This is a genomic window from Verrucomicrobiales bacterium, assembly GCA_016793885.1.
Lineage (GTDB): Bacteria > Verrucomicrobiota > Verrucomicrobiia > Limisphaerales > UBA11320 > UBA11320.
The window spans coordinates 14,801-34,551 of sequence record JAEUHE010000248.1 but is presented as its reverse complement, the minus strand read 5'-3'; the positions used below and the strand labels follow the sequence as shown (position 1 = coordinate 34,551).

Sequence of the window (19,751 nt, the reverse complement as noted above, 5' to 3'; positions counted from 1 at the left end):
AAGAGTGATGAGTGGCGAGTGGCGAGTGGCGACACCAGACACCCGCCCAATTGGGCTATTCCAACACGATCAGCTCGACGGGTTCAGTTCGTGTGCTTACGGGACCGTTCGCGGTCACTTGGCTGATCACGACCTGGTATGTGCCCACGTTGGCCGCGGTGACAGCATCGAGTTGCAGGATGGGCCCATTCGCTCCCGCTACGGGTTGGTCGTTAAACAGCCAACGATAGGTCAACGTCGCGCTTCCGGTCGCTCCCACTTGAAACCGAGCTGATTCGCCCACCCGGACGGTTTGCGGCAGGGGGGCGCTGACAATCTGGGGAGGTTCCAGCACGGCCAAGGTCGCGGACTCGGTAGTGACCGATCCGGTAGCATCGGTGATCTTCACTGAGTAGCGGCCCTGATCCGCTGGTTGGACGGAGTTGAAGACGAGGGTGGCGCCAGTTGCCCCTGGGATATCGAGTTCATTCATTCGCCACTGATATTGGAGGCCTCCGATGCCGAAAGCTGACACCTCCAAGGTTACAGCGGAGCCCTGATTCGCGTTGAGCGAGCCGGGCGACTGCAGAATGATGGGCGTGCGGATGGCGCGGTCAGCTCGGACCGGGGTGGCAATGCGATAAATCCGACTTCCGGTAGCAGGGTAAGGATCCTGAATCACCTCCAATCGATCCGTCGGTTGAGCGGGGAGATTGGTGAGAGACTGCCACGTTCCTAGCCCGACGGATTCGCGAAACTCGACGGTGTAGGATCGGTTGGATCGTGCATAGAGCTCGAGCTGCGTCCCTCCGTCTGCCACCTGAATGGACTCCACGCGGAGGAAGCTAAGGGCATCGGTTGGATCGGTTCCGGCGATGTATTCCGCCAGGTTGCTCATGCCGTCCCCATCCTGGTCGCGCGCTGCATCGGCCGCGTCACTAGCGACTAGGAAGCCGGGGTAAAGTGCCTCGTATTCATCGGGCAAACCGTCCTTATCGGTGTCGTCCACGACGGTGATAAAGGCATTCGCGCTGTTCGTGCCCAATCGTAGGGCGAGATTGGTGACCTGGACGCTGTAGTTGGCGCTTGCTTGGATGTTGGTTACCACCTGGTAGCTGTAGAGGATGTTGGTGACTTGGGTGCTGAAGGTGACGCCATTCCGCCGCCATCGATAGCCGATGGGCGTGGTTGTGGTGTTAGAGACCACGGCGCTCAGGATGACGGATCCGCCGCGGATGACCGATTGACCTTGGGGCTGGACGAGGAACCTTGGGTTCACCAAGACAGCCACCCTTACCCGATCGCTGACGACGGAGCTGATCGCATCGCTGACCTGTACCTGATACTGCCCATCATCGGCAAATCCAAGGTTGGGAAGGCCTAGCTGAGCGGAGGTCGCGCCCGGCAGGGCAAGTCCGTCCTTGTACCATTGGTATTGAATGGGCAGAGAACTGGCTGCACCCACGGAGAGCACGGCGTTGGTGCCGGGACGTCCGCCGACCGCTTTGGGTTGGGCCAGAATGGTCACGGGTTGGAGCATGTCGAGTTTAGCCTCGGCGCTGACGGTTCCCCCACCCGAACCGAGGACGACGACGGAGTAACGTCCGGCTTTGGCGGTGTTCAGGTTCGCGATGGAGAGGCTCGTCCCGGATTCTTCGGGCAGCACTGCCCCATTAAAGAGCCATTGGTAGGTCAGTGATCCGCTGCCCTGAGCCGCGACGCTGAACGTGGCCACGGCACCGTTGGTGAGGACAACGGTGACGTCCGAGGGTTGTTGGACAATGGTTGGTGCGGAGGCGGGAGTGAATTCCGTCCCGGGCGCGGGGGCGGCGGCTGCCCAGTTGGCTGGGTCATCGCCAAAAGCGGCGAGCGAGATGCGATGGAGCGAGGCCCCGCGGCCATCGGCGGACGGAGGCCAGGGGGTATCGTCGGAGTAGGATACCGAGTCGACCGTTAGGTAGGGCACCAATCCGGCATTCGAAGACGGAGCTGCGATGGGTTCATCAGGTTGGGCAAGTTCCACCTTGCCTTGGCTGTTGGGGAGTGAACCTTTCCAGGGACCCAGAACGGGAACTGTGGCGGCAATGCCAAAACGGTTGCGGAATGCTGCCAAACGGGGGGCGTTGGCCGGGTCGAATCCGACGACCACCAGGGACCCGAGAGCCGGGATGGCGGTGCCTGACGGGAACGCAAACTCGACAGGGCCCCTCAATACCCAGGAGTTGGTCGGGTAAAGCGCATGAGAGAGAACGACGCTGGACGAAGAAATGTTTTTCAACTCCACGAATTCGTGGAACGAATCGTCGTAACGGCTCCCGTACTTATAGATCTCAGGGGGATGATAGTGTATCTCGCTGATGACGACCGGCCCAATCTTCGGGCCGGGGTTTGCTGCGCCAAAGCTGCCGTCTGACTGAGTGACAAAGTGCTCCACACCCTCTGTGCCAACATAGCGGCCGAAGCTTCGATCGGCGAACTGGGGGCCAAAGGAGAAGCCGTGAGCGTAGCCGGTAAGGTTGCCGGCAGCGTCGGCGGAGAACAGGTAAACTTCCTCCCCGAGCGAGCTGAACGCGAAGCTCGTCGCCCCGGTGTTGAAGTCCGACTCCGAGAAAACCCGGAAGCCTCCGGCGGGGAGGGTGGTGGCCGGGGGCAGGCGGTATTTCTTCGGCGAGTTCAGATTGTCCGTCAGATACCACCCTCCCACATCCACCGGAGTCGCGCCGGTGTTGAGCAATTCCACGCGGTCCCCCGTTGGTGAAGTGGAACGGCTTTGGAGTTCGTTGATCACGACCTGAGGAAAGACTGTGGTCGCACTCTCGGGTTTGCCCGGGGTTCCGTTGACTCCCGAGCCTGGTGCCCAAGCCGAACGGGAGTTGATTTCGGAACCCGCGGCGTTCTCGTCGACCGCCACCAAGGCGAATCCGGCGCCGTCGGTCGCTGGATACCACCGCGGGCTGTAGGTAAAGTCCTGGATTGGCTCGTGAAGCGGCCCGACAAGGGTCACTCGATCACCGCTATTGTTCAACGACCCGTTGAACTGCCCGGCCACGACGATCCCAGGATCTGGATAGCGCGCGCTGAATGCGGACAGATTTGCGACCACCACCGCCCGGGCCCCCGCGGCCAGAGGGAGGTCGGGGAAGGTGAAGTTAATTCCGCCGCTCAGCGTGTAGCCTCGAAGGTTGAGCGAGCCAGCGCCAGCATTCTTGACCTCGATGAATTCAAAATCACTCGAGGCATTAGTGCTGCCGAGGGGAGCATCGGTCGGATGATACAGGACCTCGGTGATGCGCAAGGCTGGAGTTTCCAGGATGAAGCTGGCAGCACTCGGGCCGCTCCAGGTGCGATACCAGGAGTTGGTTTGGTAAGCGCGGGCCACGATCCGAGTGTTCGCAGCGATCGTTACGGTCACAGGACCGGAGTTGCTGCTTACCCCCGGGGCGACGCTTCCCCCCGGCGCACGGGGATCGGTTCCGTCGAGAGTGTAGTAGAGGGTTGCACCGGCGGGCGGAGACACGGTGACGGTATGACTGCTCGACACATTGCCGCCGCTATCGCTGAGAGTTGGAGGGCGGGTGAATTGGCTATCGATCCAAAGATAACGGCCCAGCATGAACCTCTTCATTTGGCCGATGATGCTATTTTCCGTGGTGCCCCGGTAGTTCAAGGGATGGACATAGTCGACATCGCGTCCCGAAAAGTCAGTGGTGTTCACGGGGGTGAGCGTGCCCTCCGGGTTGGGCCAAGTGTACATGCCGACGATCTGCGATCGGTACTTGCCCCACAGGTCGCGGGTGGTGGCTTCCTCGAGCATGAGCGACAGCTCGTCGATTCGCGCCATGATGTTGGTCGGGTTGAAGAGGTTGGTCCTCAATACGCCCCACCGGTCGGAGATCCGTTGGTTGAAGTCAGGATCTCCGCCGGCACCTGGGCCGTTCCCGAGGTCAAAGGAAATCACTGGACCCAGAGCGGCAGTCCCGTTGATCAAGCGCCGCAGCCAGATGTGCGCATCGGCGTTCATTCCTACATCGTCCTGGGCGTAGTACCAGCCGTTGGTCAGACCACCTCGCCAGTAGTTGGCGTTACCGAAGGCGAGGTTCCAATCCCAGACGGGACCGGCGCGAAGCTTGTCCTCCCGATCCTTGGTGAAATAGGTGCTCAAACGAATTCCATCGATTTGCTTGGTGAACTCCACCAACCAGTGGAAATCCACGAAGCTATCCACATCCAGGTAGGCGCTGTAATGATTGGTGCCTGTCTGGCTAAGCCAGGTGTTGGTGTACATTGCGCGTTCCATCCGGTTCAGGTAGCCCACCAAATAGGCCAGCTGATTGCTGCCGGCTGGAGTGAGCCTGCCACTGACGGGAGTAACACGCATCTCGTTGGGCTTCGGCTCGCGCAGCTTCAAGGTTTGTCCGCCAAAGCCGCCACCACCCCGGGTGGAGAAATCCAGGTCACCAGGGCTGTTTTTATCCTTGGCGAACACGTATCCACCCGTGATCGCGGGTCCATTGGTCGCGGTCGGCGGGATCTTGGCGATGTTCACTCGATTCTCACCCTGCTTGATGCTCTCGAAAAGCGTTTCGACTCCGATGTAGTCGTTTGGATAACGCAGACGTCCACCACCGGAATCGACGAAGACCTCGACGAGACGTCGGCGGCAGGAGTAGTGCCCCATCTGCTCGAAGAGTTCGTAGCCCAGAAAGTCGTTGACCAGCGATTTGTCATTGAAGGGGTTTCGCAGCTTCCAGTCGCTCTCCGCCGGGAGTCCGAAGATCGGAATATCGAGATCGTTGCCGAGCGCGTCGTGAACTTCGATTCGGTAGGGCAGCTTCGGGAAGCCGGCGGAGGTTTGGCCATAGACCTCGACTCCGACGTTTCCGATGAAGTCCGGGGTGGTTTGCAGGGAACTTCGGCCTTGGAAGGTGTCGATCAGGCAAAGGATACCCTCCGTGCGCTTACCTCCCGGTGCGACATCCTGGGCCACCGACTGGCCCTGGGTGCTGATGACTACCAGAGGCAGCTCGGAGTTGAAGTCCCGGGTGGAACCATCCAGGAAGATGATGTTTCGGGCGGTCACGGCGCTAGGAAAGACCTTGGTTCCGGCGGGGGGGAAGACCCGGACTTTGATGAGAGTGCTGTTGCTGAGCGTGAGCGTGTTCGTGTAGAGGGTCGAAGTGGTGATCGGGATGCTTCCATTGAGGGTGTAGCGGATCGCCCCGATCGGAGCGGAGATGGTGAGCTGCAGGGTGTCATTGGTATAGACGCCGGAGGTCAGATTGAAAGTGGGCTCCGGCAGGAATCCTGGTCCCGAGGTGGCGTTGATCTTACCAGGGGTTGCATTCGTGAAATAGCCAACGGTCGCAGCGTCGCTGAGGTCTCGTCCATAGGAGACATCCGCTACCTGAGCTGGGTAGGGCGCGAAGGAGGAGACGACGTTGGTGTTGGGATTCACCAGGGCGATATAGCTGCCGCTGGCGGGCAATCTGAAGTCCGTATGGAGCGGGGCGAACGCGTTGGTCCGGTTCTTGCCGGACGCCCAGATGAGCAAGTAACCATTGGCTGGGACGGGTGGAAGCCCGCTGGGGAAGCGCCAACGAGTGGGATTGAGTTCGGTATCCGTCAAAGACCAACCCTCGAGCGAGGCGGGCTCCGTTCCCAGATTCACCAGTTCGATCCAGTCCGACCGAGCCCCATCCTCATCGAGCACGCCAGTGCTGTTGCTGGCCATGAACTCAGAGATTGCAAAATTCGCGGTCGAAGCGAGCTGGGAGTCCAAGATGTAGCTCCAGACACCATCGAGGAATGGGGTGGCCAGTGGGCTGCTGGAAGCGATCCCATGGCCCGGAGCCCAGGACACATCCACTGCTCCGTCCTTCGGCTGGGTAACGGTGAAGGTGTAGTCGTTGGGATTGTTGGTGGTGACCTCCGATGCGGGTATGTCATTCACCAGCAGATCAGCGGCTTCGACACCGGTGACCGCCTCACTGAACACTACATTGATACGAGTCAGCTCCACCAGCAGGGATCCCGGGGCTGGATTCGCGGTGGCGGTCAGGGGCAAGTTCTGCGCTGGGGCTACTCCTCCCAGGACAAGGGTGGTGAACAGCGCGAGCAGAAGGTTCCACACCTGTGAGTGAGCCCGTTTGGGATTGAGAGGGCGGTTAGGGTTCATAGGGTTCTGAGGTAAGGCCCGAGGCAGGGTTCGTCGATCGACTTCTCAGTTCTGGATCGACGTCATAAATCATGGGTTGAGCATTCGCTCTTGGGAACAGGGCAGGGAAAATTGGATACGCAGGCTTTTCCATGGAGCCTTGGAAATGTGCCCTCAAGTGGGAAAGGACGCAAGAAAAAGCCCGGATGAAAGCGGTGGGCAGGATCGTCTCACGGCAAGGCAGGTAGCTCCTGAGATTCAAAGGGTTCGGAAATGGGCTTCGTGGAGAGTTCCAGAGAAACCTAAGACGGAGGTTTTAACCACGGATTTCTCGGATGACTCGGATGGAAAAGAATAGGGGACTTTCACTTCCGATCCCTTCAAGATTCTTAATCCGTGGGCAAAATTCTTCCTTGGAGGTTGTCTCGGCCTTTCGTTCGAGCCTTGTAGGAGCCGAGGTAACGAGGCTTGGTTCATGGAGGTGAGCTGGCTTTGATCGGGCTGATCTGCACCATCCTTTGGTTCTCACTGATTGAGTGCTCCTCCGCGTTCTCCGCGCCTCCGCGAGAAAGATCGCTCCCCTGACTCGGAAGGACTGCCGGAATCTCTCGCGGAGGCGCGGAGAGCGCGGAGAGGAAAGCGTTCATGGAGAGAGAGCTCAGCACAAACGAGGTTCAGAGCCGGACTCACCTCCGGTGGGGACAAGTCCAACAGGCTGCTAGACCCTGTTTGGGATGGATCACATCGGGAGGAACTTGCCTGCGACTTTAATCGCCACTTGCTCCCGGCCGACCTGAGGACGTACAACTGTGGCAGCATGAACTGTTTCTCGTTTTCTGACTCGCTTCGAGGCTTGGTCGTGGCTTCCGTCGAGTTTGGAGTGGTCCCTCCAGGGAAGATCTTTTTCCCGTACTCCCACATTCGTCCCGCATGAAAACAGCCCGAGCCAGCAAGGATCTGTATCGCGAGTTGAGGGCCTTGCCTTGGCCCAAGTTGTGGCTCGAGGAGGTCCCCCGTTTCAACGCGGCTGCGCCTCGCGAACGCTTTGAAAGGGTCTCCGTGATCCGTGCGGTAGGGGTTGTGTTTGAGGAATCCGGCCCCAAGGCCCAGAAAGCAGAGGTTAAGCAGTGGCTGCTTGGGTTGCTGCAGGACCCTCAGGAAAAGATCCGCCGCTATGCGATGGCGGCCTTGCCGAAGTTTGGGGTGGGGCTCCGAGAGGAAGCGGCGCTTTTGGAAGTCATGAAAGCGGCCGCGAGTGAGCGTGAAAAGCGCTCGCTAGGAGAGGTGTTGTCGAAGGTCGGCGGGGCCGCGACGGCCGAGGCTTTGCAGACCGTCACCGGATTTTCGGCTCAAGTGGTTCAGAAGGTGACGGCGAGCGTCGCCCGCAGTCAGAGCCCGAGCGTACTCCTTTTTGTGCGGGTAATATCTGGGTTCCCCGGTCTTCGGATTCACTTCCGGTGCCGCAAAGGTTTGGAACGAATCCTGAGGCAGGAGGTGGACGAGCGCCCACAGTTTCGCGTTCTGGACATGAGCCCGGGGCTGCTGGTGGTTCAGGCGCCGGAATCCTTTTGTTTGTCCGATCTCTACCAGTTGCGCTGTTTCGACACTCTGGGCTTTGCTTTGGGACAGGTGAGGCGATCGTCGGAGGCTGAGTCGGTTGAGGCTCTGGCCGCGGTCATCGCCTCGAGCTTGACCTTGCGGCTGATTGAGAACCTCACCGAGGGCTCGTTGCGCTATCGGCTTGATTACATCGGGAAGGGGCATCAGCGCGGGGCCATTCGCCAGGTCGCCACTCGGGCCTTTGAACAATGCCCGCAGATTCTCAACGACGCGCGCGAGGCTCCGTGGGCGATCGACGTTCACCCGCATGCACTGGGCGATTCGGTCGAGCTTCGTCCCCGGCTCTCGCCCGATCCCCGACACTCGTATCGGCTCGATGCTGTGCCGGCCGCCTCGCATCCGCCTTTGGCCGCCTGTTTGGCCCGGATTGCCGGGAAGATGCCTAATGAATATGTGTGGGATCCCTTTTGCGGATCGGGCTTGGAATTGATCGAAATGGCGCGGTTAGGCGGGGTGCGGCGCGTCTTCGGCACGGATCTAAGTGAGGACGCGGTTGGCATTACGGAGCGCAATTTTCAAGCCGCCGAGCTGGGGGCTATCCAGAGCACATTCGCGTGTTGTGATTTTCGTGATTTCGCGGGTGTCGAGGGCCTGACTCCCCAAACGTTGACCCTGGTCATTACGAATCCACCGCTGGGTAGGCGGGTGCCGATTCCGGACCTGCGTCTCCTCATTGAGGACTTATTTGCGGTTGCCGCGAAGATGCTGCAGGTGGGCGGCCGGCTCGTATTCGTAAACCCATTCAAAATGGCGAGCCCCCAAAGATCGATGAGGCTCGAGTTTCAGCAGGTGGTCGACCTGGGAGGCTTTGACTGCCGCCTGGAGGTCTATCGCAAGATCTCGGTTTAGCCTGCCAGCGGCAAGAATCCCGCCCATGTTGGCACGGGGGCGGTGAACTCGGCAGGGCGCCCATGAAGCGGATGTCCGAACTGGATTCGCCAGGAATGCAAATTCAGCGGGGGAGCTTGAGTGTCCAGGGTTTGGGTGTGCCCCAGGCCACCCTTCGGCAGATACACTGGGTCGCCACAGACGGGAAATCCGAGATGCCACAGGTGGACCCGGATCTGGTTGGTTCGACCGGTGAGCGGGCTAGCTTCGAGCAGGGTGGTGGCGTCAGGATCCCGGCGCAGCACGCGAAACTCAGTTCGGGCTGGTAGGCCGCCGGTGAGGGCTATCCCTCGCGAACCCAACTCCCGCGACTCAGAGCTGACGGCCGCCGCGCAATCGAACACGTCTTCGGGGGGATGTCCATGGACGCGCACAATATACTGCTTTCTGACCCGGCCTTGAGAGAACTGTGGTTGGAGCCGGCCAGCATACAATTGGTTGCGGGTGATCAACAGAACTCCCGTGGTGTTGGCATCCAGCCGGTGCGCGGGACGCGGCTGCTCGGGGTGATATGCGGCGTTTAAAAGATGTTGGAGGGTGTTGCGAAAAAATCGCCCGCCGGCGTGCATGGGTAGGGGCGCAGGTTTGTTGATTACGATCAGCGCAGCATCCTCGTGAAGGATGTCCACGTCGGGATTGACGTCCGGTTCTATCGTATCTGGAAACCTGTGAAGATACGTCTGCCCCGCGCGAACCGGATGCCGGGCCGAGACCGGTTCGTGGTGGCTATTCAGAATCCGTCCCTCGAGGCATTCACGTTCCCAATGAGAGTCGGGCAGGTGACTGACTGCAAATCGGAGCGCATCCAACACCGTCCGGCCGTCGCACGATGGTCGTATCGTGATGGCTTTAAAGCAGTCGCGAGGGAAGCTTCCTGGCAGTGGGTTGCTTGCGGTCCGGATCCGGGCTAGTCGAGTCCCGATGTTGGCGGCCATCTCCTGAGCCTCCGTCAGGAAACAATGAGGACAGAACTTGCCCGGGACATAGCGCGGATCTCGCAGGGCTTCCTCGCTCAGCAGAGTGTCGCAGGCAAAGCAGGTGCAGGGATCCGGCGGATCAACCCTACCCCCTTCGTTCGAAGCGGCTTGTGGGGCTTTGGTTTGATCGAGCAGTGGTGCATTTTCGCAGGCTTCCCGATACCCTCGTAGCCCTCCTTTCAGTCGGAACACCCTCCTGAAGCCCTGATGTTGGAGCAGGTGTGCGGCTTGCTCGGATCGTGAGCCGTTCTGGCAGACGAGCACGATCAGCTGTTCCTTCAGTTCGGGCTGCAGCCGTCGGAGCGCGGCCGGCAGCTCCCGATGGCTGGAAACCCTGATGGATTGGGCCCGCTCGAAGGCGTTCGCGAGTGCGTCGTGGTCGTCTCGTAGGTCGAGCAGGACCATGTTCCGTCGCCGATCGAGCCATCCCTTGAAGGCGTGAGGCGGGATGGAGAGGCCGCGGCGTTGGACCACCGAGGTGGTGAGAACGTCTGGACTGCCGAGTTCCCGTTGAATGGTGACCCGTATCCGATCGAACGGTTGATGGGAGGTATTTGAAATTGAAAATTCGAGGTCCTGAAGGCAGGTCCAGGACTTAAGCTCCTTCAATAGACACTGAAGGGGCTCTTGAGCCCCTGCCAGGCAGAACTCGATCCCTTCCGGCGTGAGGGACAGGTGTCCGCGGATGCGCCACTCTTTGCAGAGTGACAGCAGTTTGGCGCGGCGTGGACCTAGATCGGTCAACGGCGCGAAATGGCAACCCGCAAGTTGGCTGAGCAAACTCATGCTGTGCCAGTTAGTGTACAGAGCTCGCCACGGGAATCCACGCTTACTGGAAAATGCACTCGTAAATCCCCGTTGCCAGAATGGATCTTTGCGCGATCGCGCATCCGTTGGTGGAGATGACCGTCAGTGTAGTATCCACTTTCTCCTCATAGCGGAAAGGGATGCCTATGACATTGCAACTCGAAAGGCCGTTGTGATCTGGCACCACGGTCACCTGATAGTTGTAAACCAGGGGAGAGACTTGAACCGATGGAGCTGCGGGTGCTTGGAGAATCCCGGGAACAAACGTGCCGACCGTCGGAGCCTCTGGGCCCACCCGAGGCATTCGGGCGCGGACGAAAAAGGCGAATCCGGGAGTGGTGGTGTTGATCGTCAATTGATGGGTTGTGACGGTGAACGGATCGCCATTGTTGCGCCCGCCATTCGCGAAAACCCACGTGCGTCGGCGATCGACGGCCAGCACATCTGGATCTGCATTGGGATCCAGCACCAGCTGGATCTCGATCCGGTTTGGCTCCTGGATAAAGATAAAGTTTCCGGTCTCGACTTCGACGAGCGCGTCACAATCTCCGGTCCTGGTCGCCGGCGAATCCACCGTCATCGTTTCCCGAAACAGTCCGCAGGGCAACGCCAGGAGAGGGAACGCAGGAGGGCAGCCAGCACCGCCCAGCTCGAACTCGATCTCTCCCGATTGTCCGGGAAGGAGCGCGGGGGTGTTGGTGGTCTCGCAGCTGAACAGAACCTGAGCATCCGCGCCCGGGACGTAACCTACATCACCTCCGACGGCCAAAAAGGTCCAGCCGCGGATCTCCAGCGCGACGCGATAGCCAGCCGCGATCGGCAGGGAACTCCGGTTAAAGAGCGTCCGTCGAACGACCAGGGGCAGCGCGCCGGAGGACAGAATGTCGACCTCCGCGTCCAGGCCAAAGCCACCGATGAAAAGGGTCTCGGCAATCGCGTTGGCGCCGCCGGGGGATTCATACTCGTGGGAATCCAGCCACCCGAGGTGGGCATCGATGCCGGACGGTACACCTATCACTCGAAAATACTGCTGGCTGCCGACGATAGGGAATGTCGCCGATCGATCGCAGGTAGATGCGACGACTGTCACCCAGCCACCGGAACTGAGCGAAGAACGCTGTTGCAGTTGGAACGGAGGGAGGCCTCCTGCCCATTGGACCACCACGTTTGCAGCCATGCCCGGGGCCGGCAGCTGCGTTTGCACCGTGAGGGCGATGGCAGTAGGGGAGGGGGGCGTGAAGGCGGAGGTGGCGCTGGAGCTGGAGGCGAAGCGGATATCGTAGTCGGTGTTCAGGAGGTCGGGCGCTGACGACCACGCGACGATCCATTGGTTCCCTCCGGACTGGATCACTGGGTTGACATTGAGGGTCTCGTCGGTGGTGGCCTCGGTGCTCACGGCTGACGGAAACGACCAAGACATCCCGTCGTCGAACGAGCGGGCGTGCACGACCTCCGCCTGGATCGGATTTCCTTTCCGCCCGCCGAGGGGCAGCTTGCTGGATGTCCAGGCGGCGATCCAGGTTCCCGAGCCATCGGTGGCGAGCTCCGGGTCCGTGTCCTCCTCGGTATCGAATCCGGCGTCCGCGTTCACAGGAAATGGGGCGGACCAGCTGACACCGTTGTTGGTCGACCGACTCATCAGAATATCGAAGTCGGTTCCGATGGTATTGGCTAGCGTGCTCTCCGAGTGCCAAATCGCGAGCCAGTTGCCCCTTCGATCGGTGGCAATCCGAGGGTTGTAGTCATCATCATCGACGCCATCGGTCGCCGCATTCAGGTTGAGCGGGCGAGGGGACGTCCACCGTTCACCCTGATCGGTGGAATAGCTCACCAGGATGTCGTCATCCCTTCCGATGGTATCATTCAAAGAGTCATTCGACATCCAGACCGCGATCCATTGCCCGGCGCCATCCGTTTCGACGCGCGGGGAAAAGTCGTCTCCTATGTCGGTGTCCGCGTTGGTATTCAGGGGTAGAGAGGGCGACCAGGTCATCCCGCGGTCCTTGGAGATGGATCTGAGGGTGTCGAAGTCGTTTCCGTAGGCGCCACCTTGGGTGGCCCAGGCAACTACCCAGCCATCCTGACCGTCGGAGGTGATCGAAGCTGAGAAGTCCGATGCGGCATCGGTGACTGCCTCGGGGGCCACCGCCTTGGGGAGGGACCAGCTGAGGCCATGATTGGTGGAGAGGGCATAGAAGATGTCGGAGTCGGAGCCCGTCGGTTCGCCGGGTAAGCCACTGGAAGTCCAGACGATGATCCAGTTTCCTTGACGGTCCGTGGCGATGGCTGGGTCTCGGCCGTCGGCGAGATGGGTGCCAACCCGGCTGTAAAGAAGTTCGGCTGGCGACCAGCTCCGGCCATTGTCGCTCGAACGTGATACGACGACGTCCCAAACGACGTTCGATCTGGAAATGGATTTTTCCGACGAGTGCCAGGTCGCAACCCAACCGCCCCGACCATCGGTCGCCAGGCGAGGAGCGAAATCGTTTCCTAGGTCGGTAGTCGCATTGGTGTGAAGGAACGTTGGTGAAGACCAAAGAAGCGGCTGGATCAGGGACGCCACCAGAATGTCGGTATCGCTCAACAGCGCGCCTGGGGCTAGAGCATCTGCGCTCCAGACGAAGACCCAAGCTCCCCGGCCGTCGGTGGCGAGGCGGGGATTGAGGTCGGCCGCGGAGTCGCGTCCGCTGTGGGCCGAGAGAGGAATCGGCGCCGACCACGACCGGGCGTCATCGGTGGAATAGGCGGCCAGGATATCTGAATCGGATCCGAGCCCGTTGTTCAGGTTGGCTTCCGAGTTCCAAAGGGCCACCCAATTGCCGGCTCCATCCGTGGCTAAGGAGGGGAAGCTGTCTAAGCCTTGATCAAGCCGCGCGCTTCGGTTCAGGGGCTCCACCGCGCTCCACGTGAGGCCCGCGTCGGCGGAACGGCTGAACAGGATATCTTGGTCGCGTCCTATCGTGCCGCCGAGCGACGAACCCGACTCCCAGATGGCCAGCCAAATGCCGGTGGGACTGGCGCGAATCTCGGGATTAAAGTCCTCGCCTTCATCTGTGGTGGCGTTGCCGTTGAGCAGGGAGGGGGCCGACCAAGTCTTTCCTTCATCCACCGATCGGGCGACCAGAAGGTCGGTGTCAAAGTCTGGTATCCCAGTTAGGTCATCATCGGAGGACCACACGGCAATCCAGGTCCCCGACCGATCCACATCGATGCTGGCGTGGAAGTCACGGCCCGCATCGGAATCCGAGTTGCGATTGAGCACGGCGCGTGCCGACCAAGTCCGGCCGTTATCAACCGATCGCGCGAAGAAAATTTCGGTATCACCACCGCTCAGCCCGTCGTTGGCAGCGTCCCAAGTGGCGATCCAGACACCTTTGCCATCCGTGGAGAGAGCGGGGTTGCGGTCATCGTGAGTGTCCGAGCTTGCGTTCGAGTTGAGCGCGGCGGGCGCGGACCAGCTGACTCCGCCATTGGAGGAAACGGAGAAGAAGATGTCGAAGTCGTTGCCTGCGGTTCCTCCTGGCGTGCTGGAGGATTGCCACACCACCAACCAGTTACCCTGGCGGTCATTCGTGATGCGGGGAAGTTGGTCCTGGCCGCTGTCGGCTGTTCCATTGAGGTTGAGCAGCGCTGGCGGCGACCAGGAGCTACCGTTGTCTGTCGAGCGGGAGATCAGGATGTCAGCATCCGTCCCTGCGGTGCCGTTCAGGTTCTCGGTGGAGCTCCACACCGCTACCCAGTTTCCTTGTCCATCCGTGCTCAGCTGAGGATTGTAGTCCGATCCCAGATCGGTTTGGGCATTGCCGTGGAGTGGAAGTGGGAGCAAAGATCCTAACTGGGCGTGCGCGCTTGGGATCGCCATCCAGCCGATTGCGTTGAGGGCCAGGAAAAGCAGAGCCCGGAGTGGGGTTGATCTAGCATTGGCGAATATCCGTGTGACCCAAGTAGACTCGTGAATCGTCTTCATGAATGATCGGGGTTGAGGGTTGGGAGCCTTCTGCGAGTTAAGGCATCTACTAAGGTTTTGCGGCTGTTTAGGCAAGCCTATCCTTCGGCCGGGTGTGATTATTTCCGGGTGAGGGTGGGTCTGAGCCAACACAATTCCCCGACTCCGCCGGGTCTGAAAAAGCGGCAGAGGGCTCTCATCTTTGCCGTTAAAAATCGAGACCAGACAAGTTGTACGGGATCCTCACTTCTTTGCATGAGTTCCTGATGCCGAAGCCGAGAATCCCAAAGGTTCAAAGAGATTAGCCGGGGTGTGGCGCGCAGCGACACCCCCGGTTTGTCGGCCCCCTATTCAACAGCACCCTGAAAGGCGTGCCACCCGTCGGCCAATGGACTGACGAACTGAATAGGTTCCTTGAGTAGGGTGACCCAGGTCGCAGAGGCCGGTGGCATCGCTGCGCGATGCTCCGTAATTTTAACAGTTCCGGGGGTGCGAGCACCCCCGTATAAATCTCTTTGAACCCTGTGGGTTCGAGCCACTGCTGCCCAAGTGAGAAACGCCCGTGTCCTCCGATTTGTCTAGTCCCGATTTTTAACAGTGCCGCACTCCAAATGACCCTGTTGCTCGCGAAGCGGTCCGATGAGGTTTATAGTTCTGGTTTCCTGTAGCTCTCTACAGCTTTTCGGCCTCTCGGAGGGGGATCCTCACCCGGAAATAGTCACCCCCCCCATCCCACGGGAGGTCGATCGTCAATTGACGCATTGGCCTGCCAGTGCAACGATTAGGCTCAGATGCGTACTCTGGCCATTGGCGATATTCATGGGTGCAGCAGCGCGTTGCAGGCGCTGTTGGCGCGGGTGGTGCCGAGGTCTGAGGATCGGATCGTGTTCCTGGGGGATTACATCGATCGCGGGCCGGCATCATGTCAGGTGGTTGACCAGCTCCTGGAGCTGCGAGGCTCGCACGAGACGGTGTTTGTTCGAGGCAACCACGAGGTCATGATCATGGACGCCCGTCTGGATGGCCTTTCAGCCAGACTGTGGGGGGCATGCGGCGGATGGGAAACGCTTGAATCGTATGACATCCGTCCGGAGAAAGGACTCGAGGCCTGGGCCCAGCGTATCCCGGCGACCCATTGGAATTTTTTCAACCACACCGTCCGTTTCTGGGAGGATGAACGAAGTCTGTTCGTTCATGCCGCGTTGGACTCCGAAGTGGAGATGATCCACCAGACGGACGACTGGCTGTTTTGGGAAGGATTTCGTCAGATCCGTCCGCATCGCTCCGGACGCCGCGTCATCTGTGGGCACACCGCTCAACTCAATGGTCAGATCTTGGATGTGGGCCATGCCACCTGCATAGATACTGGTGCGGGCTATGGCGCTTGGTTGACCTGCCTGGACACGGCCACGGGACAATACTGGCAGGCCAACGAGCGGGGGGAGGTCCGTGAGGGGGCGATCGAAGGTTTTGCCGGCGCGGGGAGTTGAGCCCACGCGCCTGGGGCGCATCACTTTTTGCCCTGCGGGAGCAATCTCAACCCAGCGGGCTCTTAGGGGGAGCTGGGCTTAGCCAGGGACACGCAGACGATCTCCTGATCATTTCTGGCGTAAATGCGCCGGTTCGCGAACGCTGGATGCGACCAAACTACCAATCGCCCGGCATCCCGGTTGATGGGATCCAGCAGATGAGCGCGGCTAATCTCCTCATACTTCTCCGGGGTCAGGCGAGCAATGATCAGATCGCCCTTCTCACTGAACAGAAATGCACGTTCGTGGTGCTTGATGACGAACGCATGGCCCCAACGCTCCGACTTTCCGCTGGTGGGAGCGAAGGTTTCCCACAGCCGTTCTCCGGTCTGGAGCTTGAGGCAGCGGAATTGGCCATAGCTACACGGGCTATAGATGAATCCATTCTCAATCATGGGGGTGGCCATCACGCTGTGCAGACCGTCGGTGTCCTTCTCGCTCACCTTTTGGCTGGCCCACACTGGGGAGGGTTGATCCGAATCGACCTTGAGCAGGAGGGAGCCGTTATAGAATGAGGTGAGAAAGAGCAGGTTGCCTATCTTCAGGGGAGTGGGGATGGTCATGCCGAAGCGCACGGAGGGGGTGAGGGCATGACTCCAGTAAACCTTGCCGGTTTCGGGATCCAGGCCGCTGACGGCCTCCGGATGCCAGAGGATCAGCTGCCGTTTACCCGCAAACTCGTAGATCATGGGCGGAGCATAGCCAGGCTCCTTGGCGCTGAGCGCGCGCCACAGCTCCTTTCCGGTATCCTTGTCGTAAGCCACCGCAACGCTGCCTTCGCCTCCGGCCAGGCAAATCACTTTTCTTCCGTCGACCAGCGGGTGTCCGGCGAATCCCCACGTCGGAGTCTTGATTCCGAATTCCTTCTTGAAGTCGCGCGACCACACGAGAGTCCCCAATGTCGCATCGAGACAAACCAGATCTCCCTCACTGCCCACGGTGTAGACTTTTCCATCAGCCACCGAGGGAGTGACCCGCGGACCGGCGGCGTAGCTCACCGTGTAAGCGCTGTCGTATTCATGCTTCCAGAGTAATCTTCCATCCCTTTCATCCAGGCAGAGAATGCGCTCGCGCCCAGGGATCTCTCCGCGCGTGAACGGGCTGGCTGGGTTGGTGGCGCCGGTGGCCAGCTGGCGGTCCATCACGTACACGCGTCCGCCGGAAACGGCGGGTCCGCTGTAGCCGCCTCCGATGGGCGTGCGCCACAGGTAGCGCAGGCCGTTGGTTGGGAAGCGATCGATGATGCCGGTCTCGCGCCAGACGCCATCGCGTTGTGGTCCGAGCCACTGCGGCCAATCGTCCGCCCGCAGCCTCGTCGTTGAAAGCAGAGAGACAGCGAGGAGGAGCAGGAGTGGGGCGGGCAGGTATCGATGGTGAGAAACTGCAGAGTGCATGTGACCGTGAGCTAAGCAGAGCGGCAGGTGGCCGTCAATCGGGCAGCCATGAACCCATGGCGACGCGTTCAGGCTGTCCCTTAAAGGCAGGGCCGGGTTTCACCTGATAGCCAAATCGCCTCCGCGGCGTAGGGTGCAGTCAAGTTGATGTGGGGTGGGAAGAGTTTTCGACTCACCGCATCGGCACAAACACTAGAACTCGAATCAAAGATACCTCGATGAACACACTTGAAATCAAAGGCGACTGGAACATTGCCAAGGGCAAGTTGAAGCAGAAGTGGGCGACGCTGACCGACTCGGATCTTGAATTCGTGGAAGGCAAACGCGACGAGTTGCTGGGGCGTATCCAAAAGCGTACCGGCGAAACCAAGGAAGCTGTGGAGAAAGCCCTCAAGGAATGCACAGGCACGTCCTGCTGCAATTAGCCTGCGGCCCCACCCGCTCCTCAGCGAGGATGCGGGTGAGGGAGCTCTTCGCAGGCCATCCCCCAAGTGGTTCGTGGCGGCGCCTCCACAGACTCTCCTGAAGCCGCCGGAAGGTGCCGGCCATACCTGCCGATCTCAACCCGGCCAGATTTCTTCCCCGACTCCCGAGCGGAAAGGCTTGAGCTTCCCTAGGATTTCCATCATGAATATTTGCGACTTCGTTGTCGTCACTGGACGGTGCTGTCCCCACCTGAAAGTTCAATGGGCCGTATTGAGCCCAGTCTTGTTAGAGATTCATGATCGATTTGCTATTGTTGAGACGGGTTCGCGACCATGCGATCTTGGGACCCCTGGCTTTTTGTCTGATCGTTTTGTTTTTGGCGGGTTGCAGCGCCAAGCGATATCAGGCGGCTGCGGACCGGGAGGCCTATGGCATTATCCAGCAAAAGCAGCAGTCTGCGCTGGGCAAGACCAATGAGTTTAGCATTGATACACGCTATTCGAACCGGAAGGCCGACGCCATCAAGCCGGGGGAGATTATTGAGGATCGCCTGGAACAGGTCTCAAGGGTCTTGACCTTGCCTGAAGCACTCGATGCTGCGTTTCGGAACAGCCGGCAGTATCAGCTGCGGAAGGAGACGCTCTACATTTCCGCCCTGAGCCTCACCCGTGAACGGTTTTCCTTTGCCCCTCATTTCTTTGGAGGGACCACAGTGGCCGGGGAGCGATCTTCCAACGGGGAGCGATCTGGCTCGGTGGGCACCCGGGCCGGGATGGATGCGGCTTTGAAGACCGGTGGGCGGATCGGATTGGATGTAGCCAACGATCTCTTGCGCTTTTACACCGGCGATCCAAGGAAGTCGGCATTTTCCACGATTTCTCTGAGTCTTGCCCAGCCTCTGCTGCGGGGGGCGGGGGCGAAGATCGCGGCCGAAAACCTGACTCAAGCCGAGCGCGATGTCATCTACGAGATCCGCAGCTTCAGCTATTACCAGCACACCTTTAGCTTTGATATCGTCTCGACCTATTTCCGGCTGCTGCAGCAGCAGGACACAGTTCGCAACCAGTACGCCAATTACCAGAGCCGCATTAGCCTTCGCCAGCGCACGGTGGCCCTGGCCTTTGACCGGCTGGCACCCTTTCAAGCCGATCAGGCAACCCAGGAAGAACTCGCCGCGCGCAATAGCTACATTCTCGCCATCGAGCGATATCGCAGCAGCCTGGATGCTTTCAAGCTGACGCTGGGGCTTCCGTTAGGCCACGACATCAAGCTCGATGAGACCGCCTTGAAGGACTTGGAAGCCGTTGGGTTGCTTCCCGTGCCGTTACTGGAATCCGAGGCCTATCAGCTGGCGCTCGATCGTCGGTTGGACCTGCTCAATGAGATCGACCGTTTCGAAGACAGCAAACGCAAGATCCCGGTGGCGGCCAGCGGGCTCAAGACCGAATTGACGCTCTTTGGCGATGTCTCCCTGGGATCGGAACGTCCAACGGACTATGCGAAGTTCAATCTTAACGATTATCGCGCCTCGGGAGGGCTGCAGCTGAATCTACCCTTGAACCGGAAGCTCGAGCGCAATGCCTACCGATCTTCGATCCTGAATTTCGAGCGCCAGTTGCGAACCTTTGCTTTATTCCTCGACGAGCTGAAAGGTGATGTGCGGGCGGATCTGCGGACTTTGGATCAGGCGCGGCAGAGCTTTGAGATTCAAAGCAATGCCAAGGCCTTGGCGGATCGGCGGGTGGAGAGCAGTGAGCTTTCCCTTCAGGCGGGGCGAGTGCAGGTCCGGGATGTCGTGGATGCCCAGACTGCTCGAGTTCAGGCTTACAACGCGGCGACCGCGGCCTTGGTCGACTACCATCTGACTCGGTTGCGGCTCCTGCTGGACATTGGCGTGTTGAAATCTGATCTGCCCAAGTTCTGGTTGCAGGCGGGAGACTTGCCCAAACCGCAGGATGGCAGCGTTGTTCCCAAGTTGCCAACAGCTGCCGACACGTTGATCACCCCCGAACAGCTTTTCGAGAAATGACG

At 59.9% G+C, this 19,751-nt stretch carries 8 protein-coding genes; 4 read left to right on the top strand and 4 right to left on the bottom strand.

From position 1 onward, the window contains the following. Positions 1-55 precede the first annotated feature (55 nt). A complete protein-coding gene (locus JNN07_27375) occupies positions 56-6,154 on the bottom strand; it encodes a lamin tail domain-containing protein (GenBank protein ID MBL9171485.1) in 6,099 nt (2,032 codons plus the stop codon). A 909-nt stretch (positions 6,155-7,063) separates the two neighbouring features. Between JNN07_27375 and JNN07_27370 the strand changes: the two genes are divergently transcribed. Further along, complete coding sequence (locus JNN07_27370; GenBank protein ID MBL9171484.1) at positions 7,064-8,602, top strand: methyltransferase; 1,539 nt, start codon at positions 7,064-7,066, stop codon at positions 8,600-8,602. Here JNN07_27370 and JNN07_27365 read toward each other — a convergent pair. Both JNN07_27365 and JNN07_27360 read right to left on the bottom strand, forming a co-directional pair. Further along, positions 8,599-10,404 carry a pseudouridine synthase gene (locus JNN07_27365; protein MBL9171483.1) on the bottom strand — a complete coding sequence of 602 codons (1,806 nt, stop codon included), beginning with the start codon at positions 10,402-10,404 and terminating at the stop codon, positions 8,599-8,601. The genes JNN07_27370 and JNN07_27365 overlap by 4 nt on opposite strands. 43 nt (positions 10,405-10,447) lie before the next feature. Next, positions 10,448-14,392, bottom strand: a complete 3,945-nt coding sequence (locus tag JNN07_27360) for an exo-alpha-sialidase (GenBank protein MBL9171482.1) — start codon at positions 14,390-14,392, stop codon at positions 10,448-10,450. Positions 14,393-15,162: 770 nt separating this feature from the next. On the opposite strand from JNN07_27360, the gene JNN07_27355 reads away from it, so the two are divergent. Continuing rightward, complete coding sequence (locus tag JNN07_27355) at positions 15,163-15,861, top strand: serine/threonine protein phosphatase (protein ID MBL9171481.1); 699 nt, start codon at positions 15,163-15,165, stop codon at positions 15,859-15,861. Positions 15,862-15,923: 62 nt separating this feature from the next. Here the strand turns inward: JNN07_27355 and JNN07_27350 are convergent, their stop codons facing one another. Beyond that, entirely contained in the window at positions 15,924-17,294 is a 1,371-nt protein-coding gene (locus tag JNN07_27350; GenBank protein MBL9171480.1) for a PQQ-like beta-propeller repeat protein, read from the bottom strand. A 218-nt stretch (positions 17,295-17,512) separates the two neighbouring features. On the opposite strand from JNN07_27350, the gene JNN07_27345 reads away from it, so the two are divergent. Continuing rightward, on the top strand, positions 17,513-17,719 hold the full coding sequence (locus tag JNN07_27345; protein ID MBL9171479.1) for a CsbD family protein: 207 nt from the start codon (positions 17,513-17,515) through the stop codon (positions 17,717-17,719). A gap of 296 nt (positions 17,720-18,015) precedes the next feature. Continuing rightward, positions 18,016-19,749 (top strand): TolC family protein, encoded by a 1,734-nt coding sequence (locus JNN07_27340; GenBank protein MBL9171478.1) that lies wholly within the window; start codon positions 18,016-18,018, stop codon positions 19,747-19,749. The last annotated feature ends 2 nt before the right edge of the window (positions 19,750-19,751 follow it).

Excerpts from the sequence above, each read along its gene's own strand:
- JNN07_27375 (MBL9171485.1), bottom strand. The coding sequence starts at position 6,154 with ATGAACCCTAACCGCCCTCTCAATCCCAAACGGGCTCACTCACAGGTG.
- JNN07_27370 (MBL9171484.1), top strand. The coding sequence starts at position 7,064 with ATGAAAACAGCCCGAGCCAGCAAGGATCTGTATCGCGAGTTGAGGGCC.
- JNN07_27365 (MBL9171483.1), bottom strand. The coding sequence starts at position 10,404 with ATGAGTTTGCTCAGCCAACTTGCGGGTTGCCATTTCGCGCCGTTGACC.
- JNN07_27360 (MBL9171482.1), bottom strand. The coding sequence starts at position 14,392 with ATGAAGACGATTCACGAGTCTACTTGGGTCACACGGATATTCGCCAAT.
- JNN07_27355 (MBL9171481.1), top strand. The coding sequence starts at position 15,163 with ATGCGTACTCTGGCCATTGGCGATATTCATGGGTGCAGCAGCGCGTTG.
- JNN07_27350 (MBL9171480.1), bottom strand. The coding sequence starts at position 17,294 with ATGCACTCTGCAGTTTCTCACCATCGATACCTGCCCGCCCCACTCCTG.
- JNN07_27345 (MBL9171479.1), top strand. The coding sequence starts at position 17,513 with ATGAACACACTTGAAATCAAAGGCGACTGGAACATTGCCAAGGGCAAG.
- JNN07_27340 (MBL9171478.1), top strand. The coding sequence starts at position 18,016 with ATGATCGATTTGCTATTGTTGAGACGGGTTCGCGACCATGCGATCTTG.